The organism is Roseobacter sp. FCG-D35 (assembly GCF_033436665.1).
Classification (GTDB): Bacteria; Pseudomonadota; Alphaproteobacteria; order Rhodobacterales; family Rhodobacteraceae; genus JAWQFO01.
Map to the genome: position 1 here is coordinate 323,052 of NZ_JAWQFO010000004.1, position 18,873 is coordinate 341,924.

The window sequence follows — 18,873 nt, forward strand, 5'->3', positions numbered from 1 at the left end:
ACCGCATTGACCGCACAACCTGAGGGAGATCAAAACATAGCGGAGACCCAATGCCCGACTCCATCGCCCTTCTCATCGACGGGGACAACATTTCAGCCAGCCACGCCGACAAGATCCACGACATCGCGGCGACGTGCGGGCGCGTGGACATCGCCCACGTTTACTTCAACGCCCAGACCAACTCGGGCTGGCATGATGTGCCGGCGTTCCGGACGTTTCATTCCGGGACCGGCAAGAATGCCACGGACGTTCTGCTGTGCGTCGACGCGATGGAGATGGCGCTCGCGGACGGGATCGGTCAGTTCGTCATCGCCACCTCGGACGGGGACTTCCGGCATATTGCCCACCGTCTGCGGCGGCTGGGCCGGGTCGTCACGGGTGTCGGGGACCATCACTGTCCGGATACGTTCAGGGAGGCCTGCACAGCGTTCGAGTGCCTCGACAAACCCAAGAAGACCGTTGAGGAACAGACGATTGAGGTTGTCGCTGCGTTGACGAAGAACTGTGTCGCGCCGGGTCTTTCCTCTGTCGCCAAGGAAATGCAGACCCGGTTCGGGATCACGAAGGCCGATCTGCCCGTTAACAACTGGCGGAAATACGTCGCCGGACAAGACCGCATCTTCAAGCTTGGCGGCGCGCCTCATCACCAGGTCGCGTTGAAACAGCCGCGCGGCAAGGTACTGCCGCTCACGTCCAAGGCATCCTAGCCCCGGTCCGCGACACTCGACTGGTAGCGGTCCATCTCGGCGATGAGCGTCCTTCCTTCCGGCACGTCCTGACGCGCGCAGAACTCGGCCCAGACCGCTCCGAAGGGCAGGTCCTTGGCCTCTTCGGTCATCGCGAGGCGCGCGGTGAAGTCGAACCGTGCCTCGGCCTCCTGCAGCGCCGCGCGCGGCAGCAGCAGCGCCCGCAGCAGCGCCTTTTGCATGTTGCGTGTCCCGATGATCCAGGCGGCGGTGCGGCTGATCGTGGCGTCGAAGAAATCGAGCCCGATCCGGGTCTTGCCGAGCAGGTCGGCAAAAACCAGTTCCTGGCCCATCGCGAGGATCGCGTCGTCGAGCAGGATCACGTGATCGCTGTCCCAGCGCATCGGCCGCGAGACATGCAGCAGGATCTCGTCGAGCGACAGGGTGACGGCGCTGAGCTTGTCGGCGATGTTCTCGGTGGGGTGGAAATGGCCCATGTCGAGGCAGAGCAGCGTGCCCTTTCGGATCGCGTAGCCGAGGTAGAATTCGTGGCTGCCGACCGTGCAGGCCTCGACCCCGATACCGAAGAGCTTGCTCTCGACGGCGTCCAGCATCTCGGCGGCGTCCTGCGGCGGGGCGCACATCTCGTCGAGCGCGGCCTCGAGCCGGGCGCGGGCCGCCATGCGGTCGACGGGAATGTCCTTGAACCCGTCCGGCACCCAGATGTTGTTGACGGCCGCCGAGCCGAGCGCGCGTCCGATCTGCGCCGCGATCTCCCGCGTGCGCCGGCCATGCTCGATCCAGAAATCGCGGATGCCGGCATCGGGGTGGCTGAGCGTCAGGTTGTCCGCGGCCTTCGGGTGGCCGAAGAATGTCGGGTTGAAATCGAGCCCGATGCCAAGCCCTCGCGCCCAGTCGACCCAGGGGATGAAGTGTTCGTATTCGATCTCGTCGCGGTCCGGCGCCGCCTCGGTGTCGAGGTACATCGCGTGAAGGTTCATCCGGTGCGTTCCGGGAATGTTGCCCAGCGCGAACTCGAAATCGGCCCGCAATTCGCCGGGGTTGCGCGCCCGGCCCGGATGATCCCCGGTGGACTGAATGCCGCCGCCCACCGCTGCACCGCGCTTTTCGAAGCCGGCGACGTCATCGCCCTGCCAGCAGTGGATCGAGATCGCCACTTCGGCCAGCCGCGCAATGGCCGCTTCGCTGTCCACGCTCCAATCCGCAAAGACCTGGCGCGCGCTGTCATATGCCGCAGTCATGTTCTGCCCTCCCTTGGTCCGCGCCTCAGCGCGGGAACGACTGCACGTTGCCGGCGTCGACGTTCAGAATGTTGCCGGTGGATTTCGAGGACTGCCCGGCGGCGAAGAAATACGCGGCCTCGGCGATGTCCTCGGGCAGCACCGCGCGCTTGAGCAGCGACCGCTTGCGATACATCTCCTCCAGCCCCTCCTTGTCGGTCCCGTAGGTCGCCGCGCGCTGGTCGAGCCATTCGCCTTCCCAGATCTTCGAGCCGCGCAGGACCGCGTCGGGATTGACCACGTTGACGCGGATGCCCGCCTCGGCGCCTTCCAGCGCGAGACAACGGGCAAGGTGGATCTCGGCGGCCTTGGCGGTGCAGTAGGCCGAGGCATTGGGCGAGGCCGCAAGGCCGTTCTTGGAGGCGACGAACACGACCGAGCCGCCCATGCCCTGCCGCCGCATCAGGCGGAACGCCTCGCGGCTGACCAGGAAGTATCCGGTGCTCAGGATGTCCATGTTGTGGTTCCAAAGCTCCAACGAGGTCTCCTCGACCGGTGCGGAAGAGGCAATGCCGGCGTTCGAGACCAGGATGTCGGCGCCGCCGTATTGCACCGCCATCTCGGCAAAGCCCGCAGCCACCGCCGCTTCGTCGGTCACGTTCATCAGAACCGTGCGCACGGCATCGCCCGAGTAGCGCGCCTTGAGCGTTTCGGCGGCTTTCTCCAACGCGCCTGCGTCGATGTCGGCCAGCACCACGCAGGCCCCTTCGGCGAGGTAGCGGTCGGCGGTGGCGGAGCCGATGCCACCGGCACCGCCGGTGACCAGCGCCACCCGGCCGGCAAGCGACTTGGGTTTCGGCATCCGCTGAAGCTTGGCCTCTTCGAGCAGCCAGTATTCGATGTCGAAGGCCTCCTGCTCGGAAAGGCCGACGTAGTCGCTGACCGCCGAGGCGCCGCGCATCACGTTGATCGCGTTGACGTAGAACTCGCCCGAGATACGCGCGGTCGCCTTGTCCTTGGCGAAGGTGATCATGCCGACGCCGGGCACGAGGTAGACCACCGCGTTGGGGTCGCGCATCGGCGGGCTGTCGTCGTGCTTGCAACGGTCGTAGTAGGCGGCGTAGTCCTCGCGGTAGGCCGCGACCTGTCCGGCAAGGCCCTCGAGAACCCCGTCGACGTTGCCTTCCGCCGGGTCGAAATCGACGACAAGTGGCCGGATCTTGGTGCGGAGGAAGTGATCGGGGCAGGAGGTGCCGAGGGCCGCCAGCGCGGGCATGTCCCGTGCGTTGACGAACTCGAGAACCGTGTCGCTGTCCTCGAAATGCCCGACCATCGGCTGTTGTCCCGACACCATGCCCCGAATTGCCGGCATCAGCCGCGCGGCGACGGCGCGGCGCTCGGCCTCGGGCAGGCTGTCGTGACGTGGCCCGCCGAAGGCGTCGACGCCGTCGGTCCGGTCCGCGAACCAGTCCATCGCGCTCTGGATGACGTCGAGCGTCAACTCGTAGCAGATCCTGGCATCATCGTCCCAGGTGAAGAGCCCGTGGCTTTCGAGAATCACGCCCTTGGCGTCCGGATTCTCGCGGCAGAAGGTCTCGAGCCAGAGGCCAAGTTCGTAGCCCGGGCGTTTCCAGGGCAGCCAGCCGATCTCGTCCCCGAAGATCTCGGCGGTCAGATCTTTCGAATTTTTTGAGGCCGCGATGGCGATGATCGCGTCGGGATGCATGTGGTCGACGTGGCGCTTGGGGACATAGGCGTGCAAGGGCGTGTCGATCGAGGCCGCGCGCGGGTTCAGGTTGAAGGTGCAATGCGGCAGGTAGCCGACCATCTCGTCCTCGAACTCGACACCGCGGTAGAGACCTTTCAGCGCCTCGAGCTTTTCCATGTAGAGCGTCGCGAAACCGTCCATGCCCATGGTGCCGACATCGCCGCCCGATCCCTTGACCCAAAGCACCTCGACCGTCTCGCCGGTCAGCGGATCGGTTTCGCCCACCTTCGCCGAGGTGTTTCCGCCGCCGTAATTGGTGATACGCTTGTCCGAGCCGAGCAGGTTCGAGCGATAAAGCAGCTTCTCGGATTCGCTCATCGACCCGGCCTTGGCCTCGTCCCAGCGGTTTTCGAGGCGCTGTTTGTCAGCGGTTTTCAGCATGCCATCCTCCCTCAGGCTGCGCGGCGCGCGACGCCCCAACGCTGCGTCAGGCTGGAAGGCCTGCGGCAGATTGTCAATCAAAAATGCGCACGTTCAATCATCTACCAATCTTCACTGATCGAAAATGACAATAAATGATTGACAGGTGCAGGTTTGGCCCGCAACGTGCTTGCTCAGGGAGGAATCGATGCACGAGGCGGAACGACACAGGGTCATATTATCGGCGGTCCAGGACCGGCCCATGGTCTCCGTTCCGGACCTGTGCCAGTTGACCGGAGTCTCCGAGGCGACGATCCGCCGCGACATTGCGCAGCTTCACATGCAAAAGCGCCTGCGCCGCGTGCGTGGCGGCGCCGAGGCGCTGAATCCGCCCCAGTTCGTGGGGCTTGCCGGGCGCACCTTCGCGGTCAACGAAACCATCCGGATCCGCGAGAAGCAGGCCATCGCAAACGCAGCGGCCGAACTGTGCGCGGACGGCGAGCCAATCATCATCAACGGCGGCACCACGACCTTCCAGATGGTGCATCCGCTTGCGACGCGCCGCCTGCAGGTCTTCACCAACTCGTTTCCGATCGCGGAACACCTGCTGAAGAATTCGCGCAACACCATCATGCTCTCCGGCGGCGCGATCTACCGCGAACAGAAGATCATCCTGTCGCCGTTCGAGAACGACGTGACCCGAAATTTTTACGCCCGCCGCATGTTCATGGGCGCGCAGGGCCTCGGCCCGCTGGGGCTGATGGAGGCCGATCCGCTGCTGATCCAGGCCGAGCAGAAGCTGATCGGGCAGGCCGACGAACTGGTGGTGCTGGTCGACAGCACCAAGTTCGAGGCCCGGTCGAGCCTCGTGCTCTGCCCGCTGAACCGGATCGACGTCGTGATTACCGACGACGGCGTCAGCGACCGCGCGGCGGCGATGCTGGAAGCGGCCGAAATCAAGCTGATCGTGGCGCCCCGAAGCGCCGCGTCGGAAACCGGGTCGGGCTGACCGGCCCCGCTCACCAAGCTCGTTAAGGGAGGACACGATGAGCATCACCAGAAGACTATTCGGAGGAAGCGCGCTGGCCGCGATGATACTGGCGTCGAGCGCCGCGCAGGCTCAGGACAACGTGCGCATTGCGCTCGTGGTCAAGGCGCTCGGGATCGGCTTTTTCGAGGCCGCGGCCAAGGGCGCCGAGGAAGCGGCTGCCGAACTCGGCAATGTCGAGATCATCTACACCGGCCCGACCGACACCACCGCCGAAGGCCAGATCGAGGTCATTAACTCGCTGATCGCCCAGCAGGTCGATGCCATTGCGGTTTCGGCCAACGATACCGACGCGCTGGTGCCGGCGCTAAAAAAGGCGATGGATCGTGGCATCACGGTGATCAGCTGGGATTCCGGCGTCGCCGCGGAGGGGCGTGAACTGCACCTCAACCCGTCGTCCAACCCGCTGATCGGCAACATGATCATCAAGCTCGCCGCCGATCACCTGCCCGAGGGCGGGGACGTGGCGGTGCTGTCGGCCTCTGCGACCGCCACGAACCAGAACACCTGGATCGAGGAGATGAACAAGGTCAAGGACGACTACCCCGGCATCAACGTGGTGGCGACCGTCTACGGCGACGACCTGGCCGACAAGTCCTACCGCGAAGCGCAAGGGCTGATGCAGACCTACCCCGACCTCAAGGCGATCATCGCGCCGACCTCGGTAGGCATCGTGGCTGCGGCCAAGGCGGTCGAGGATGCGGGCAAGGCCGGCGAGATCAACGTGACGGGCCTCGGCCTGCCGTCGGAGATGGCCGGTGCCGTCGAGTCCGGCGCCTCCAAGTCCTTCGCGATCTGGAACCCGATCGACCTCGGCTATTCCGCCGCCTACCTCGCCTACCAGCTTGCGACGGACGCGGCCGAGGCGGCACCGGGTGCGGAAATTCCGATGGGCCGCATGGGGTCACTGACACTCGACGACAATACCGAGGGCGCGATGGCCGATCCCTTCGTCTACGACGCGTCCAACATCGACGAGTTCAAGGACATCTTCTGATCCTTCCCCCGGCGCGGACACAGTTCCGCGCCGGACCTTTCCGCGCCCGCCCGGAGCCTTCATGCAGTTGCGCGCCCAATCCCCCGTGCCCGATGCCCGCGCCGCCGCCCAGCCGGTTCTGAGGCTCGAAGGCATCACCAAGACATTTCCGGGCGTGAAGGCGCTGTCGGAGGTGTCGCTCGAGCTTTATCCCGGCGAGGTCACGGCGCTGGTGGGCGAGAACGGCGCCGGCAAGTCCACAATCGTCAAGGTGCTGACCGGCATCTACCAGCCCGACGGCGGGGCAATCCGACTCGACGGGCAGAGCGTCACCTTCGCCAGCGCCCGCGATGCCACCGCGGCCGGCATCACCGCCATCCACCAGGAAACCGTCCTTTTCGACGAGTTGAGCGTGGCCGAGAACATCTTCATCGGTCACGCCCCCCGCGGCCGGTTCGGCCTGATCGACTGGCCCGAGATGCGCCGGAAGGCCCGGGAAATTCTCAAGCGGATCGACGCCGATCTCGACCCCGACATGCCGCTGCGTGAGCTTGGCATCGCCAGCAAGCACCTCGTGGCCATCGCACGGGCGCTGTCCGTCGATGCCCGTGTCGTGATCATGGACGAGCCGACCGCGGCCCTGTCGCAAAAGGAAATCGGCGAGCTTTATGAGCTTGTCGAGCGCCTGAAGGCCGAAGGTCGCGCGATCCTTTTCATCAGCCACAAGTTCGACGAGATCTTCCATATCGCCGACCGCTACACCGTCTTCCGTGATGGCGAACACGTCGGGTCCGGCTTGATGTCCGACGTGGACGAAAGCACGCTGGTCCAGCTCATGGTCGGGCGCTCGGTCGACCAGATCTTTCCCGAGCGCGACCGCACACTCGGAGACGAGATCCTGCGCGTCGAGGGTTTCGCCCATCCGACCGAGTTCGACGGCGTCGACTTCTCGTTGCGGCAGGGCGAGATCCTGGGGTTCTACGGACTTGTCGGCGCGGGCCGTTCCGAGCTCATGCAGGCGCTGTTCGGCATCACCCGGCGGTCCGCTGGCGCGGTCCGTATCGACGGCGCGGCCATCGACATCGGCTCGCCCGCGGATGCGATCGCCTCGGGCATCGTCTACGTGCCCGAAGATCGTGGCAAGCAAGGTGCCGTCATCGGCCTGCCGATCTTCCAGAACGTCACACTGCCGTCGCTTGCAAAGACCTCGCGGTCGGGGTTTCTCGACCTCGCGCACGAATTCGCCCTCGCGCGGGAATACACCGAGCGGCTCGACCTGCGCGCCGCCGCGCTCGACCAGGATGTGGGCAACCTTTCGGGTGGTAATCAGCAGAAGGTGGTCATCGCCAAGTGGCTGGCGACCCGTCCGCGCGTCATCATCCTCGACGAGCCGACCAAGGGGATCGACATCGGCTCCAAGGCCGCCGTGCATGCCTTCATGGCGGAACTGGCCGCGCAAGGGCTCGCGGTGATCATGGTCAGCTCCGAGATCCCCGAGATCCTCGGCATATCCGACCGCGCCATCGTGATGCGCGAGGGGTTGATCGCGGCTGAACTTGCCGGCGCGGATCTCACGCCGGAGGCTTTGATCCGCCACGCCGCCGGCATCGGAGACGGGCCATGACCGGGTTTCTCAAGTCCCGCGAGGCCCTGCTGGTTGCGGTGATCCTGGCCCTGCTCGCGCTGATCGCAACGCGGTTTCCCGGCTTCGTGGACCCGGCCAACCTCGCGCGGGTCTTCAACGACACCGCGCCGCTGATCCTTCTCGCGCTGGGACAGACCATCGTGATCCTCACGCGCTGCATCGACCTTTCGGTCGCGGCGAACCTCGCGCTGACGGGCATGGTGGTGGCGATGCTCAACGCCGCGATCCCGGGCGTGCCCGTTCCGGCCATCATTGCCGTAGCACTTTGTCTCGGCGCGGTGATGGGGGCGATCAACGGGCTGATCGTCTGGAAGCTTTCGATCCCGCCCATCGTCGTCACTTTGGGCACCATGACCATCTACCGCGGCATCATCTTCGTGATCTCGGGCGGAGAATGGGTCAATTCGCACGAGATGAGCGCCGCCTTCACCGGCTTTCCCCGCGCCGAGATCCTCGGCCTGCCGGTGCTGGGCTGGATCGCGGTGCTGGCCTCGGCCTTCTTCATCGTCGTGATCAACCGCACCGCACTGGGCCGTGCCTTCTATGCCGTGGGCGGCAACCCCAATGCGGCCGTCTACACGGGCCTCGACGTCGGCCGCACGCAATTCCTCGCCTTCGTCATCTCGGGGACCCTGGCGGGCCTGACCGGCTACCTCTGGGTCGCGCGCTATTCGGTCGCCTATGTCGACATCGCCGGCGGGTTCGAGCTCGAGGTCGTGGCCGCCTGCGTGATCGGCGGCATCGCCATCGCCGGCGGCGCCGGCACGCTGGTCGGAGCCTTCCTGGGCGCGATCTTCCTCGGGATCATCAAGAACGCCCTGCCGGTGATCGGGGTCTCGCCGTTCTGGCAACTGGCGATCTCGGGCAGCGCCATCGTGATTGCCGTGGCCTTCAACGCCCGCGCCAACCGGCAGAAGGGCCGCATCATTCTCAAACGCGCGGAGGGCCACGCATGACCGAAACCGCCCGGCACATTCCCGACCGGCTGGAAAGCCCCGCCGCGCGGCTGCTGAAAAGCTGGGAAACGCTGCTGCTGGCCGTGGCCGTTGCCATCTTCGTCGCCAACAGCTTCGCCTCGCCCTATTTCCTGAACGCCTGGAACCTCAGCGACGCGACCTTCAACTTTACCGAAAAGGCGATGATCGCCTTCGCGATGGCGCTGCTGATCATCTCGGGCGAGATCGACCTCTCGGTCGCGTCGATCATCGCGCTGGCCTCGACGGCGATGGGGGCTGCCGCTCAGCTTGATGCCAGCGTGCCGATGCTGGTGCTGATCGGCCTCGGCACCGGGCTTTTGTGCGGGGCAATCAACGGGGCGCTGGTGACCGGGCTCGGCCTGCCCTCGATCGTCGTCACCATCGGCACGATGAGTCTGTTCCGCGGCATCTCCTACATCGTGCTCGGCGACCAGGCCTATCGCGGCTATCCCGACGGTTTCTCCTATTTCGGCCAAGGTTATGTCTTCTGGGTGATCTCCTTCGAATTCGTGCTTTTCGCCCTGCTCGCCGTGATCTTCGGCATCCTGCTGCACAAGACCAGCTTCGGACGCGCCGTCTATGCCATCGGCAACAATCCGACCGGCGCGCTGTTCTCCGGCATCCGGGTACAGCGGGTGAAGTTCATCCTGTTCCTGCTGACCGGCCTGATGGCGGGCATCGCCGCCATCTGCCTGACCTCGCGGCTGGGCTCGACCCGGCCTTCCATCGCCGTGGGCTGGGAACTCGAGGTCGTGACCATGGTCGTGCTCGGCGGGGTCAACATCCTCGGCGGGTCGGGCACGATCCCCGGTGTGGTGATCGCGGCCTTCGTCATGGGACTGGTCACCTTCGGCCTAGGGCTCCTGAACGTGCCGGGTATCGTCATGTCGATTTTTATCGGTCTGCTGCTCATCGGCGTGATCGCCCTGCCCCGGCTCTGGACGATGTGGCGGCGCTGATGGAGCGGTACGCCTTCCGCATGAAGTTGAATCCCGGGTGCGCGACCGCCTACCGCGAACGCCACGACGAGATCTGGCCGGATCTGGTGGCACTGCTGAAAGAGGCCGGGATCTCGGACTACTCGATCCACCTCGACGAGGAGACCGGGCTGCTGTTCGGCATGCTCACTCGGGCGGACGATCACGGCATGGGGGCGCTGCCGGACCACCCGGTCATGCGCCGCTGGTGGGCACATATGGCCGACCTGATGGAGACGCACCCGGACGATGAGCCGGTCGCGGTCCCGCTCGTGCCGATGTTCTACATGCCATGAGCCGCGTCGCGGTCATCGACATCGGCAAGACCAATGCCAAGCTGGCGCTGGTCGATCTCGACGACATGTCCGAGATCGCGGTGGTGACGCGGCCCAACACCGTCCGGCCCGGACCGCCCTGGCCGCATTTCGACCTCGAAGGGCATTGGGAGTTCCTGCTCGACGGTCTGGCCGCATTTCACCGCGCGCATGGCATCGATGCGATCTCGGTGACGACCCACGGGGCCAGCATCGTGCTGCTCGACAAGACCGGCAGGCTCGCGGCGCCGATGCTCGATTACGAACACGACGGCCCCGATGAGGTGCGCGAGAGCTATGACGCGCTGCGACCCGATTTCGCGGAAACCGGATCGCCGCGCTTGCCCGCCGGGCTCAACGTCGGGGCGCAGCTGCACTGGATGCTGAAGCAGGACCCCGGGCTGCGCGACCGGATCGCCACGGTTGTCACCTATCCGCAGTACTGGGGCTTTCGTCTGACCGGAGTGGCGGCGACGGACTGTACCTCGCTGGGATGTCACACCGACCTGTGGGTCCCGTCCGAGGCGCGCCTGTCCGCCCTGCCCGAACGGCTCGGCCTCGGCGCCCGCTTCGCGCCGACGCGGGCGCCGTCCGAGGTGCTCGGCCCCCTTTTGCCGCAGGTCGCCGCCCGTACCGGACTGCCTGCGGCGACGCCGGTGCATTGCGGCATCCACGATTCCAATGCCTCGCTGCTGCCGCACGTGTTGGGGCGCAAACCGCCGTTTTCCGTCGTCTCGACCGGGACCTGGGTTGTCTGCATGGGCATGGGCGGCACCCCCGTCACTCTGGATCCGAAGCGGGACACGCTCATCAACGTCAACGCGCTCGGCGATCCGGTGCCCTCGGCGCGTTTCATGGGCGGGCGCGCGTTCGACCTGCTGTGCGGTGCCGCGGCAGTACAGCCATCCACGGACGACCTGGACAGCATTCTGGCCCCACCGGTCCTGCTGCTGCCCGCCGTCGTGCCGGGGTCAGGCCCTTACCCGGACCGCAGCGCGGAATGGATCGGCCCCGAACCGCCCACCGGCTCGGGCGCGCGTACTGCCGCGGCAAGCCTCTACCTCGCCCTGATGACCGCCGAGTGCCTCGACCTGATCGGACACAACGGAACGGTGGTCGTGGCAGGCCCCTTCGCTCGCAACGACGCCTTTTGCAAGTTGCTGTCGGTCGCTACCGAAAGCCCCGTGGCCCGGTCCGTCGGGGCGACCGGCACCAGCCAGGGCGCGGCCCTGCTGGCGACAGGCGCGCGCGCCGCGCCGCGCATGGTCAAAGCCGAACGGCACTCCTGTGACAGGATGCAGAGCTACGCGCGTGCCTGGCGCGATGCCGTCGCGGCTCAGAGCGTCCGCACCAGCCGGAGTGCGTCGTAAATCGCCGCGTGGGTGTTGCGGGACGACACCGCGTCGCCGATCCGGAACAGCTGGTAGCCTGCCTCGGGATTGCGGGTGATTTCCTGCGGCCCTCCCGCGATCAGCGCCTCGTAGTCGACCTCGCCGCCGTTGCGCGAGCCTTCGCGCATTTCGAAATAGAGATCGTCGAGCGGTCGCGTCCCGTGGTTCACCACCACCTGGTCGACCCGGCGCTCGCGTTTGAAGTCCGTGTAATCGCTGCCCAGTCGCGCCAGCAGTCCGTTGCCGTCGCGCGCCACTGCCTCGAGCTTCCAGGTCACGGTAAAGGTCACGTCCGCGGCCTGCAGCGCCCGCACTGCCGGGGTCAGCGACATTCCCATGACCTCGGGCGCGAAGGTGCGGTCGCGCGTGACGATCTCGACCCGCGCCCCGGTCGCCGCGATCCTTTCCGCCGCCTGCAACGCGGCGTAGTCGCCCGCGTCATCATAGATCAGCACGTCCGATCCGGGCTGCGCATCGCCGGTCAGGATGTCCCAGGCCGAGACCACGAGCGCGTTGCCCTCTTCCAGCACCTCGGTGAAAGGCAATCCGCCGGTCGCGACGATCACCACCTCCGGCGCGTCCTCGAGAACCGCCTCGGCATCGGCGAAACTGTTGAACCGGAACCGCACCCCGAGGCGCGCGCACTCGGCCATGCGCCAGTCGATCAGCGACAGCATCTCGGCCCGGCGCGGGGTTTGCGCGGCGAGCCGCACCTGCCCGCCGGGATCGGGCGCTGCCTCGTGGACCGTGACCGCGTGGCCCCGTTCCCCCGCGACCCGGGCCGCTTCGAGCCCCGCCGGCCCGGCTCCGACAATGACCACGCCGCGCTGCGTCTCGGCGCGCGCGATCGCGTGCGGCTGCTCGATCTCGCGGCCCGTCGAGGGATTGTGCAGGCAGAGCGCCGCGCCGCCCTGGTAAATCCGGTCGAGGCAGTAGTTGGCCCCGACGCAGGGGCGGATGCGCTCTTCCTCGCCCCGCAGGATCTTGGCGACGATATGCGGGTCGGCAATATGAGCGCGGGTCATGCCGACCATGTCGAGCTTGCCGGCCGCCACCGCGTGCCGCGCTGTTGCCACGTCCTGGATCTTCGCCGCGTGAAAGGTCGGAAACTGGGTTTCCGCCCGGATGTCACCCGCGAAATCGAGATGCGGCGCGCTTTTCATGCCCTGCACCGGGATCACCCCGGTCAGCGCCGCATCGGTCTCGATGTGTCCTCTCGTGACATTCAAGAAATCCACCAGCCCGCTCGCCTTGAGGCGGCGCGAGATCTCCATGCCCTCGTCGCGGGTGATGCCGCCCGCCATCATTTCGTCGCCAGCGTAGCGGATGCCGACGATGAAGTCCGGCCCGACCCGGTCCCGTATGGCCTGTAGAACCTCGAAAGAGAACCGCATCCGGTTGTCGAGATCGCCACCGTAGGGCCCGTCGAGATCGTTAGTGGGCGGCGACCAGAACGCATCCATCAGGTGCCCGTAGGATTCAAGCTCGATTCCGTCGAGGCCCGCGGCCTGCATCCGTTCCGCGGCATCGGCGTAATCCGCGACGATCCGGGCAATGTCCCAATCCTCGATCAGCTTCGGGAATGCCCTGTGCGCCGGTTCGCGCAGGTAGCCCGGAGAGACCACGGGCAGCCAGTCTCCGACGTCCCAGCGCGTGCGACGACCAAGGTGCGTAAGCTGGATCATCACCGCCGCACCATGCTCATGGCATTCGTCAGCCAGCTGCCGCATTCAATCCACAACCTCGTCCTTCCAGGCGAGGATGTTGTTGAAGGCCGGCGGGCTGTCGCGCGCGACCGAGGCCGACCCCGCGGTCATCGTCAGCGCCACCCCGGCGCGCGCCCGTTCGACGTGGTAGGCGCGGTAGCGCGCCTTGGGCATCCCGTCCTCCGGATAGGCGGGCTCGTGGCTGGTGATCATCAGCCGGTTCTTCAGGGTCAGGTGCTTGAGCTGAAAGGGCTGGAGCAGAGGATCGCTGGTCATCGGGTCACCCTGGCGTTGACCAGACGCAGTTTGCAGCCCGGATCGTCGGTGTCAATTTTCCAGACAGGTCCAACCGGGCGGTCCCGCAGACGACCGCCGCCATCCGGCGGGTTTCACGCGGCCAGCGGCGATCCCGCAGGCCGCGTGGCTTTTCAGCCGCAGACGATGCGCACCGCCTTTGCCACGGCGTCGGCGATGATGTCGGCCTCGTCCCGCGTAAGACACAGCGGCGGCGCGATCCCCACGATGTCGCCCTGCGGCATCGCCCGGGCGATCACGCCGAGTTTCAGCATCTCGGTCACGACCTTGGCCCCGGTAGTGGCCGCGGGGTCGAACCATGTCCTCGGCTCGCGGTCCTGCACCAGGTCGACGGCCAGCATCAGCCCCTCGCCACGCACCTCGCCGACGTTGGGGTGATCGCCCAGCGCATCGGTCAGTGCCTGCTTGAGGTAGGCGCCGGTCTCTCCGGCGTTGGCAACCAGGTTCATCTCGTCGACCAGCGCGAGGTTGGCGACGCCGGCGGCCGCCCCGATCGGATGGGCCGAGTAGGTCCAGCCGTGGCCCATGATACCGTGCGCGTCCGTGCCCTGCTCGAGCACCTTCCAGACCTTGTCCGAGACGATCGATCCCGAAAGCGGTGCGTAGGCCGAGGTCAGCCCCTTGGCGATGGTGATGATATCGGCCTCGAGCCCGTAGTGATCCGAACCGAACATGCTGCCCAGCCGTCCGAAGCCGGTCACGACCTCGTCCGCGATCAGCAGGATGTCGTGGCGTTTCAGCACCGCTTGGACCTTCTCCCAGTAACCGGCGGGCGGCGGCACGAGGCCGCCGGTGCCGAGGGCGGGTTCGCCGATGAAGGCGGCAATCGTATCCGCGCCCTCGCGCTCGATCAGTTTTTCCAGCTCGGCCGCGCAGTGGTCCGAGAACGCCTCTTCGGACAGCGACAGGTCCTCGCGCCGGTAATAACAGGGCGCCTCGGTGTGCAGCACGTTCTGCAAGGGCAGGTCGAACTTGGCGTGGAACAGCTGCAACCCGGTCAGCGAACCGCTCATCAGGCCCGAGCCGTGGTAGCCGCGCCAGCGCGAGATGATCTTCTTCTTCTGCGGCAGGCCGCGGATGTTGTTGTAATACCAGACCATCTTGATGTTGGTCTCGTTCGCGTCCGAGCCGCCGAGGCCGAAATAGACTTTGGACATGTTGTCGGGCGCCCGGTCGAGGATCATCTTCGACAGCGTGATCGACGCCTCGGTGCCGTGGCCGACATAGGCGTGGTAGTAGGCCAATTCTTGCGCCTGTTTTGCGATAGCGTCGGTCACCTGCCTGCGCCCGTATCCCACGTTGACGCAATAAAGCCCCGCGAAGGCGTCGAGCAGGCGGGTGCCATCGCGGTCGGTGATGTAGACGCCCTCGCCCCCGGTCACGATCCGCTGCGGCGCATCGCCCCGGGCGAACTGCGCGAGATGGGTCGAGGGGTGAAAGAAATTCTCGCGGTCCCAGGCGGCGAGTTGGTCGTTGGTCAGCATGTTTTTCGCACTCCTCCGGTGGACTGGATCGAACGGTGTCCGGGCCTTCCTATCGAATGCGCGACGGAAGGTCAGCCCCTTGTCCGGCGACCGTCATTGCGCGCAGAGTGGCGGCGAGCCGGCCCGCCATCGACGCGGGCCGCGCCCGAGACCAGACCGACGGGGCCGTGCCGCAAGCGCGGCCCGCAAAATGAAGGACCGACCGATGAGCACGCCGCCGCCCGCCTCTCCCCGCTTCGAGCGCTCCGAATACAAGGCGCGGCTGGCGCGCACCCGGGCCGAGATGGCCCAGCGCGGAATCGAGACGCTGATCGTGCACGACCCGTCGAACATGGCCTGGCTGACGGGTTATGACGGCTGGTCCTTCTACGTCATGCAATGTGTGATCGTCCCGCCCGAGGGCGAGCCGATCTGGTACGGGCGCGGGCAGGACGCCAACGGTGCGCTGCGCACCTGCTGGATCTCGGAAGACAACATCATCGGCTACCCCGACCACTATGTGCAATCGACCGAACGGCACCCGGTAGATTACCTCGTCGCCAAGCTTGCCGAGCGCGGGCTCGATGCGGGCATCGTCGGCGTGGAGATGGACAACTACTGGTACACCGCGCGCGGCCACGCGATCCTCGCGCAGATGCTCATCCACCCGCCAGTGGACGCCACCGGCCTCGTCAACTGGCAGCGCGCGATCAAGTCCCCGCGCGAGCTCGACTACATGCGCCGGGCCGGCAAGATCGTCGAGCGCATGCACGCGCGCATCTTCGAGAAATGCGAACCCGGCGTGCGCAAGTGCGATCTTGTGGCCGAGATCTACGACGCCTCCCTGCGCTATGACGCGGACCTCGGCTTTGGCGGCGACTATGCCGCCATCGTGCCGTTGCTGCCCTCGGGGCCCGATGCCTCGGCGCCGCACCTGACCTGGGACGACCAGGTAATGAAGACCGGCGAAGGCACCTTCTTCGAGATCGCCGGCTGCTATCACCGCTACCACTGCCCGCTGTCGCGCACGATCTACCTCGGCAAGCCGTCGCAGACCTTTCTCGACGCCGAGAAGGCGGTGCTCGAAGGGCTCGACGCGGGGCTCGAGATCGCGCGTCCCGGCAGCACCTGCGAGGATATTGCCAACGCCTTCCACGCGGTGCTGGCACGCTATGACATCGTCAAGGACAACCGCTGCGGCTACCCGATCGGCCTCTCCTACCCACCGGACTGGGGCGAGCGCACCATGAGCCTGCGTCCGGGCGACCGGACGGTGCTGGAGCCGGGCATGACTTTCCACTTCATGACTGGCCTCTGGATGGACGACTGGGGGTTCGAAATCACCGAAAGCATCGTGATCACCGACAGCGGCGCACCGGAATGCCTGGCCGACGTGCCGCGCAAGCTGATGGTGAAGACCTGATGGCGGCGAACCCGATCACCCCGACCGTACCGCTCGATACCGACGGCAAGTTCCACGGCTTCCTGCGCCTGCCGCATTCGCGCAACGAAAGCGCCTGGGGTGCCGTGATGATCCCGATCTGCGTGATCCGCAACGGCGACGGGCCGACGGCGCTGCTGACCGGGGCCAATCACGGCGACGAGTATGAGGGGCCGGTGGCGTTGCAGTCGCTGGCCTGGGAGATCGCGCCAGAGGATGTCACCGGCCGCATCATCGTCGTGCCCTTCATGAACTACCCCGCCTTTCGCGCCGCGACGCGGGTGTCACCCATCGACAACGTGAACCTCAACCGCGCCTTTCCCGGCCGCCCGGACGGCACGGCGACCCAGAAGATCGCGAACTATTTCAACGACGTACTTATGCCGATGGCCGACGTGGTGCTCGACTTCCATTCGGGCGGCAAGACGCTCGACTTCCTGCCTTATGCCGCGGCGCATTACCTCGAGGACGAAGACCAGCAGGCCGCCTGCGAAGCGGCCGTCGCCGCCTTCAACGCGCCCTACACGATGATGATGCGCGAGATCGACAACGTCGGCATGTACGACACCGCGGTCGAGGCCGCCGGCAAGGTCTTCGTGACCACCGAAATCGGCGGCGGCGGCACCGCCACGGCGGCCTCGTCGCGCATCGCGATCCGCGGGGCGCGCAACGTTCTGATACATGCGGGAATCCTGCGCGGAGAGCTGTCGAGCGGGCCGTCGCGCAAGCTCGACATGCCCGACGACGACTGCTTCCATTTTGCAACCACCGAGGGCCTGGTGGAACCGCTCGCCGATCTTGGCGAACCGCTGGCCAAGGGTCAGGTGCTGGCGCGGGTCTGGCCGGTGGATCGCACCGGCCTCATGCCACTGGAAGTCTTCGCCCAGCGCGACGGCGTGCTGGCAGCGCGGCATTTCCCGGGGCTGGTCCAGACCGGCGACTGCCTCGCGGTCCTTGCCGACGTCGCGGGCTGAGGGTCAGCCCGACAGTCGTTCGGGCATCCCCGTCTGACCTGCGTCCACGCGGCCAGACATGGCGTCGGCGCCCGGTCCGAGATCCGGCAGAAGGTCGGGATGCAGCCCGCCGCTTGCATCCGTGACCAGCGTCGGCTCGAAATGCCCGCGCAGGTGGCCCGGCAGGTCGATGAGCGGTGCGTAGAGCCGGCCCAGCGGCTGGGTGCGCGTGTCGAAGGTGCGCGGCTCGGCCTGCGCCCGACCGGGCAGCCACGTGAGGTTGTTGCGCCCGAACCCCGGCAGCGCCAGCCGCAGACCGTTGAACAGCAGGTTCGCCATCTGCGCATGCGACAGCGGTCGCCTGTAGCGCCGCCAGAACCGCGCCGAACGATGAAGAACACGGCCCCGCGCCCAGGACAGGTCGTTGATGCGCGCGATGAACTCGGTGACCTGCGGCATCGGGTCGAGCGGACGGGTGACCATTGTCACGCCGTCCATGTCGCGCAGCCGCGCCCCCGGAAGCATCTGCCCGGCCTCGAGCGTGCGCCGGAACTCGGGCGTGCCCAGCAGCGGAATCGTCAGGCTCATGAAGGCGGGCATCGGCACGCGGTCATGACCGATGATGAAATCGAGCTGGTCCTGCATCTTCTCCAGAGGCTCGCTCGCGGGGTCGAACATCAGCCCGTAATGGTAGACGAGGCCCGCGTTCAGGCAGTCCTCGATCGCCGAGAGCTGTGGCACCGCGAGGTTCTGGCGCTTTCCGTACTTCGCCAGTTGCCCGGCGTCGAGGCTTTCCACGCCGCTGAACAGACCGACACAGCCCGCGGCCCGCGCCTCGGCGAGGTTGCGGCCCTTGGCGTAGAAGTCGTTGGTGACCAGCGCGATCCAACCCTTGAAGAGCCCCTCCTTCCAAAGTCTGCGCAGCAGGTCCAGACGGGCACGGTAATGCGGGCGGGCGCAGCCGTAGAAGTTGTTGTCGATGAACAGCACATAGCGCCCGCGCGGCTGCGCCCGGATCTGGTACTCGACATAGTCCAGAGAATAGCTTTGAAAGGGCCGCCCTTCCCCGGTCAGGGCACAGAACGAACAGCGGAAGTTGCAGTAGCGGCTGGTCTCGACGTAGTTGACCGGGCTCTTCCAGCCCAGAAGGTCGAAGCGCGGCAGCATCTCCGGCGCTTGCGCCCTGGTTCCGAACATATCGCCGGCAACCTCGCGCAACTCCTCGATGTCGCCGAGGCAGCAGATGTCGAAGATCTCGGCGCTCAGGCGCGGCAGGTTGCGCACGGCAGGCCCTCCGGCAACCACGGTCGCACGGGGATTGAGCACGCGGACGTGGGCGGTGATGTGGCGCATCCGGTCGAAGGCGGCGGTGACGCCGGTCAGCACCACCATGTCCGGCCAGGCCAGCTGGTCCAGCGCCTCGATCGGTCCCGAGTGAACCTCGGAGTAAAGCCGGATATCCACACGGTCACGATGAAAGGCCCCGGCAAGGAAGGCATGGCCCATGGCCTGCGGGAAGAAATTCGGGCGGCCGCCGTATTGCCGCATCTCGTCGAAATGGGCGACGACCACAAGCACGCGCGGCTTGCGAAAAGCTGATTTCATGAAAATT

General features: G+C 66.4%; 14 protein-coding genes and 1 pseudogene. 10 read left to right on the plus strand and 5 right to left on the minus strand.

What is annotated here, in order from left to right; genetic code table 11:
• Window positions 1-50: 50 nt before the first annotated feature.
• Window positions 51-707 (plus strand): NYN domain-containing protein, encoded by a 657-nt coding sequence (locus R5H30_RS12465; RefSeq protein WP_318328718.1) that lies wholly within the window; start codon window positions 51-53, stop codon window positions 705-707.
• Here R5H30_RS12465 and R5H30_RS12470 read toward each other — a convergent pair.
• Both R5H30_RS12470 and R5H30_RS12475 read right to left on the minus strand, forming a co-directional pair.
• Window positions 704-1,948 carry an L-rhamnose isomerase gene (locus tag R5H30_RS12470; protein ID WP_318328719.1) on the minus strand — a complete coding sequence of 415 codons (1,245 nt, stop codon included), beginning with the start codon at window positions 1,946-1,948 and terminating at the stop codon, window positions 704-706. The genes R5H30_RS12465 and R5H30_RS12470 overlap by 4 nt on opposite strands.
• Before the next feature lie 25 nt (window positions 1,949-1,973).
• Window positions 1,974-4,076 carry a bifunctional rhamnulose-1-phosphate aldolase/short-chain dehydrogenase gene (locus R5H30_RS12475; protein WP_318328720.1) on the minus strand — a complete coding sequence of 701 codons (2,103 nt, stop codon included), beginning with the start codon at window positions 4,074-4,076 and terminating at the stop codon, window positions 1,974-1,976.
• 187 nt (window positions 4,077-4,263) lie between these two features.
• On the opposite strand from R5H30_RS12475, the gene R5H30_RS12480 reads away from it, so the two are divergent.
• From R5H30_RS12480 to R5H30_RS12510, 7 genes are all read left to right on the plus strand, one after another.
• Window positions 4,264-5,064 (plus strand): DeoR/GlpR family DNA-binding transcription regulator, encoded by an 801-nt coding sequence (locus R5H30_RS12480; protein WP_318328721.1) that lies wholly within the window; start codon window positions 4,264-4,266, stop codon window positions 5,062-5,064.
• A gap of 37 nt (window positions 5,065-5,101) precedes the next feature.
• A complete protein-coding gene (gene rhaS / locus R5H30_RS12485; protein ID WP_318328722.1) occupies window positions 5,102-6,100 on the plus strand; it encodes a rhamnose ABC transporter substrate-binding protein in 999 nt (332 codons plus the stop codon).
• Between the two features lie 61 nt (window positions 6,101-6,161).
• Entirely contained in the window at window positions 6,162-7,703 is a 1,542-nt protein-coding gene (locus tag R5H30_RS12490; protein WP_318328723.1) for a sugar ABC transporter ATP-binding protein, read from the plus strand.
• Entirely contained in the window at window positions 7,700-8,680 is a 981-nt protein-coding gene (locus tag R5H30_RS12495; RefSeq protein ID WP_318328724.1) for an ABC transporter permease, read from the plus strand. Before R5H30_RS12490 ends, R5H30_RS12495 begins: the two co-directional genes overlap by 4 nt.
• Entirely contained in the window at window positions 8,677-9,660 is a 984-nt protein-coding gene (locus tag R5H30_RS12500) for an ABC transporter permease (RefSeq protein WP_318328725.1), read from the plus strand. Before R5H30_RS12495 ends, R5H30_RS12500 begins: the two co-directional genes overlap by 4 nt.
• Window positions 9,660-9,974, plus strand: a complete 315-nt coding sequence (locus R5H30_RS12505) for an L-rhamnose mutarotase (RefSeq protein ID WP_318328726.1) — start codon at window positions 9,660-9,662, stop codon at window positions 9,972-9,974. Before R5H30_RS12500 ends, R5H30_RS12505 begins: the two co-directional genes overlap by 1 nt.
• A complete protein-coding gene (locus R5H30_RS12510; protein ID WP_318328727.1) occupies window positions 9,971-11,362 on the plus strand; it encodes an FGGY-family carbohydrate kinase in 1,392 nt (463 codons plus the stop codon). The genes R5H30_RS12505 and R5H30_RS12510 overlap by 4 nt, the downstream gene beginning before the upstream one ends.
• On the opposite strand, the pseudogene R5H30_RS12515 reads toward R5H30_RS12510, so the two are convergent.
• Together R5H30_RS12515 and R5H30_RS12520 are read right to left on the minus strand one after the other, a co-directional pair.
• A pseudogene (locus R5H30_RS12515) lies at window positions 11,329-13,365 on the minus strand (oxidoreductase). The gene R5H30_RS12510 and the pseudogene R5H30_RS12515 sit on opposite strands and share 34 nt — an antisense overlap.
• A 152-nt stretch (window positions 13,366-13,517) precedes the next feature.
• Complete coding sequence (locus tag R5H30_RS12520) at window positions 13,518-14,888, minus strand: aspartate aminotransferase family protein (protein ID WP_318328728.1); 1,371 nt, start codon at window positions 14,886-14,888, stop codon at window positions 13,518-13,520.
• A 205-nt stretch (window positions 14,889-15,093) separates the two neighbouring features.
• On the opposite strand from R5H30_RS12520, the gene doeA reads away from it, so the two are divergent.
• Window positions 15,094-16,290 carry an ectoine hydrolase DoeA gene (gene doeA / locus R5H30_RS12525; protein ID WP_318328729.1) on the plus strand — a complete coding sequence of 399 codons (1,197 nt, stop codon included), beginning with the start codon at window positions 15,094-15,096 and terminating at the stop codon, window positions 16,288-16,290.
• Entirely contained in the window at window positions 16,290-17,282 is a 993-nt protein-coding gene (doeB, locus tag R5H30_RS12530) for a N(2)-acetyl-L-2,4-diaminobutanoate deacetylase DoeB (RefSeq protein ID WP_318328730.1), read from the plus strand. Before doeA ends, doeB begins: the two co-directional genes overlap by 1 nt.
• Before the next feature lie 3 nt (window positions 17,283-17,285).
• Here the strand turns inward: doeB and R5H30_RS12535 are convergent, their stop codons facing one another.
• Window positions 17,286-18,866, minus strand: a complete 1,581-nt coding sequence (locus R5H30_RS12535; RefSeq protein WP_318328731.1) for a B12-binding domain-containing radical SAM protein — start codon at window positions 18,864-18,866, stop codon at window positions 17,286-17,288.
• Between the last annotated feature and the right edge of the window lie 7 nt (window positions 18,867-18,873).

Bases quoted from the DNA above. Each gene is read 5' to 3' on its own strand.
- R5H30_RS12535 (WP_318328731.1), bottom strand. From the start codon at position 18,866: ATGAAATCAGCTTTTCGCAAGCCGCGCGTGCTTGTGGTCGTCGCCCAT.
- R5H30_RS12495 (WP_318328724.1), top strand. From the start codon at position 7,700: ATGACCGGGTTTCTCAAGTCCCGCGAGGCCCTGCTGGTTGCGGTGATC.
- R5H30_RS12510 (WP_318328727.1), top strand. From the start codon at position 9,971: ATGAGCCGCGTCGCGGTCATCGACATCGGCAAGACCAATGCCAAGCTG.
- R5H30_RS12475 (WP_318328720.1), bottom strand. From the start codon at position 4,076: ATGCTGAAAACCGCTGACAAACAGCGCCTCGAAAACCGCTGGGACGAG.
- R5H30_RS12465 (WP_318328718.1), top strand. From the start codon at position 51: ATGCCCGACTCCATCGCCCTTCTCATCGACGGGGACAACATTTCAGCC.
- doeA (WP_318328729.1), top strand. From the start codon at position 15,094: ATGAGCACGCCGCCGCCCGCCTCTCCCCGCTTCGAGCGCTCCGAATAC.
- rhaS (WP_318328722.1), top strand. From the start codon at position 5,102: ATGAGCATCACCAGAAGACTATTCGGAGGAAGCGCGCTGGCCGCGATG.
- R5H30_RS12505 (WP_318328726.1), top strand. From the start codon at position 9,660: ATGGAGCGGTACGCCTTCCGCATGAAGTTGAATCCCGGGTGCGCGACC.
- R5H30_RS12520 (WP_318328728.1), bottom strand. From the start codon at position 14,888: ATGCTGACCAACGACCAACTCGCCGCCTGGGACCGCGAGAATTTCTTT.
- R5H30_RS12470 (WP_318328719.1), bottom strand. From the start codon at position 1,948: ATGACTGCGGCATATGACAGCGCGCGCCAGGTCTTTGCGGATTGGAGC.
- R5H30_RS12500 (WP_318328725.1), top strand. From the start codon at position 8,677: ATGACCGAAACCGCCCGGCACATTCCCGACCGGCTGGAAAGCCCCGCC.
- R5H30_RS12480 (WP_318328721.1), top strand. From the start codon at position 4,264: ATGCACGAGGCGGAACGACACAGGGTCATATTATCGGCGGTCCAGGAC.
- doeB (WP_318328730.1), top strand. From the start codon at position 16,290: ATGGCGGCGAACCCGATCACCCCGACCGTACCGCTCGATACCGACGGC.
- R5H30_RS12490 (WP_318328723.1), top strand. From the start codon at position 6,162: ATGCAGTTGCGCGCCCAATCCCCCGTGCCCGATGCCCGCGCCGCCGCC.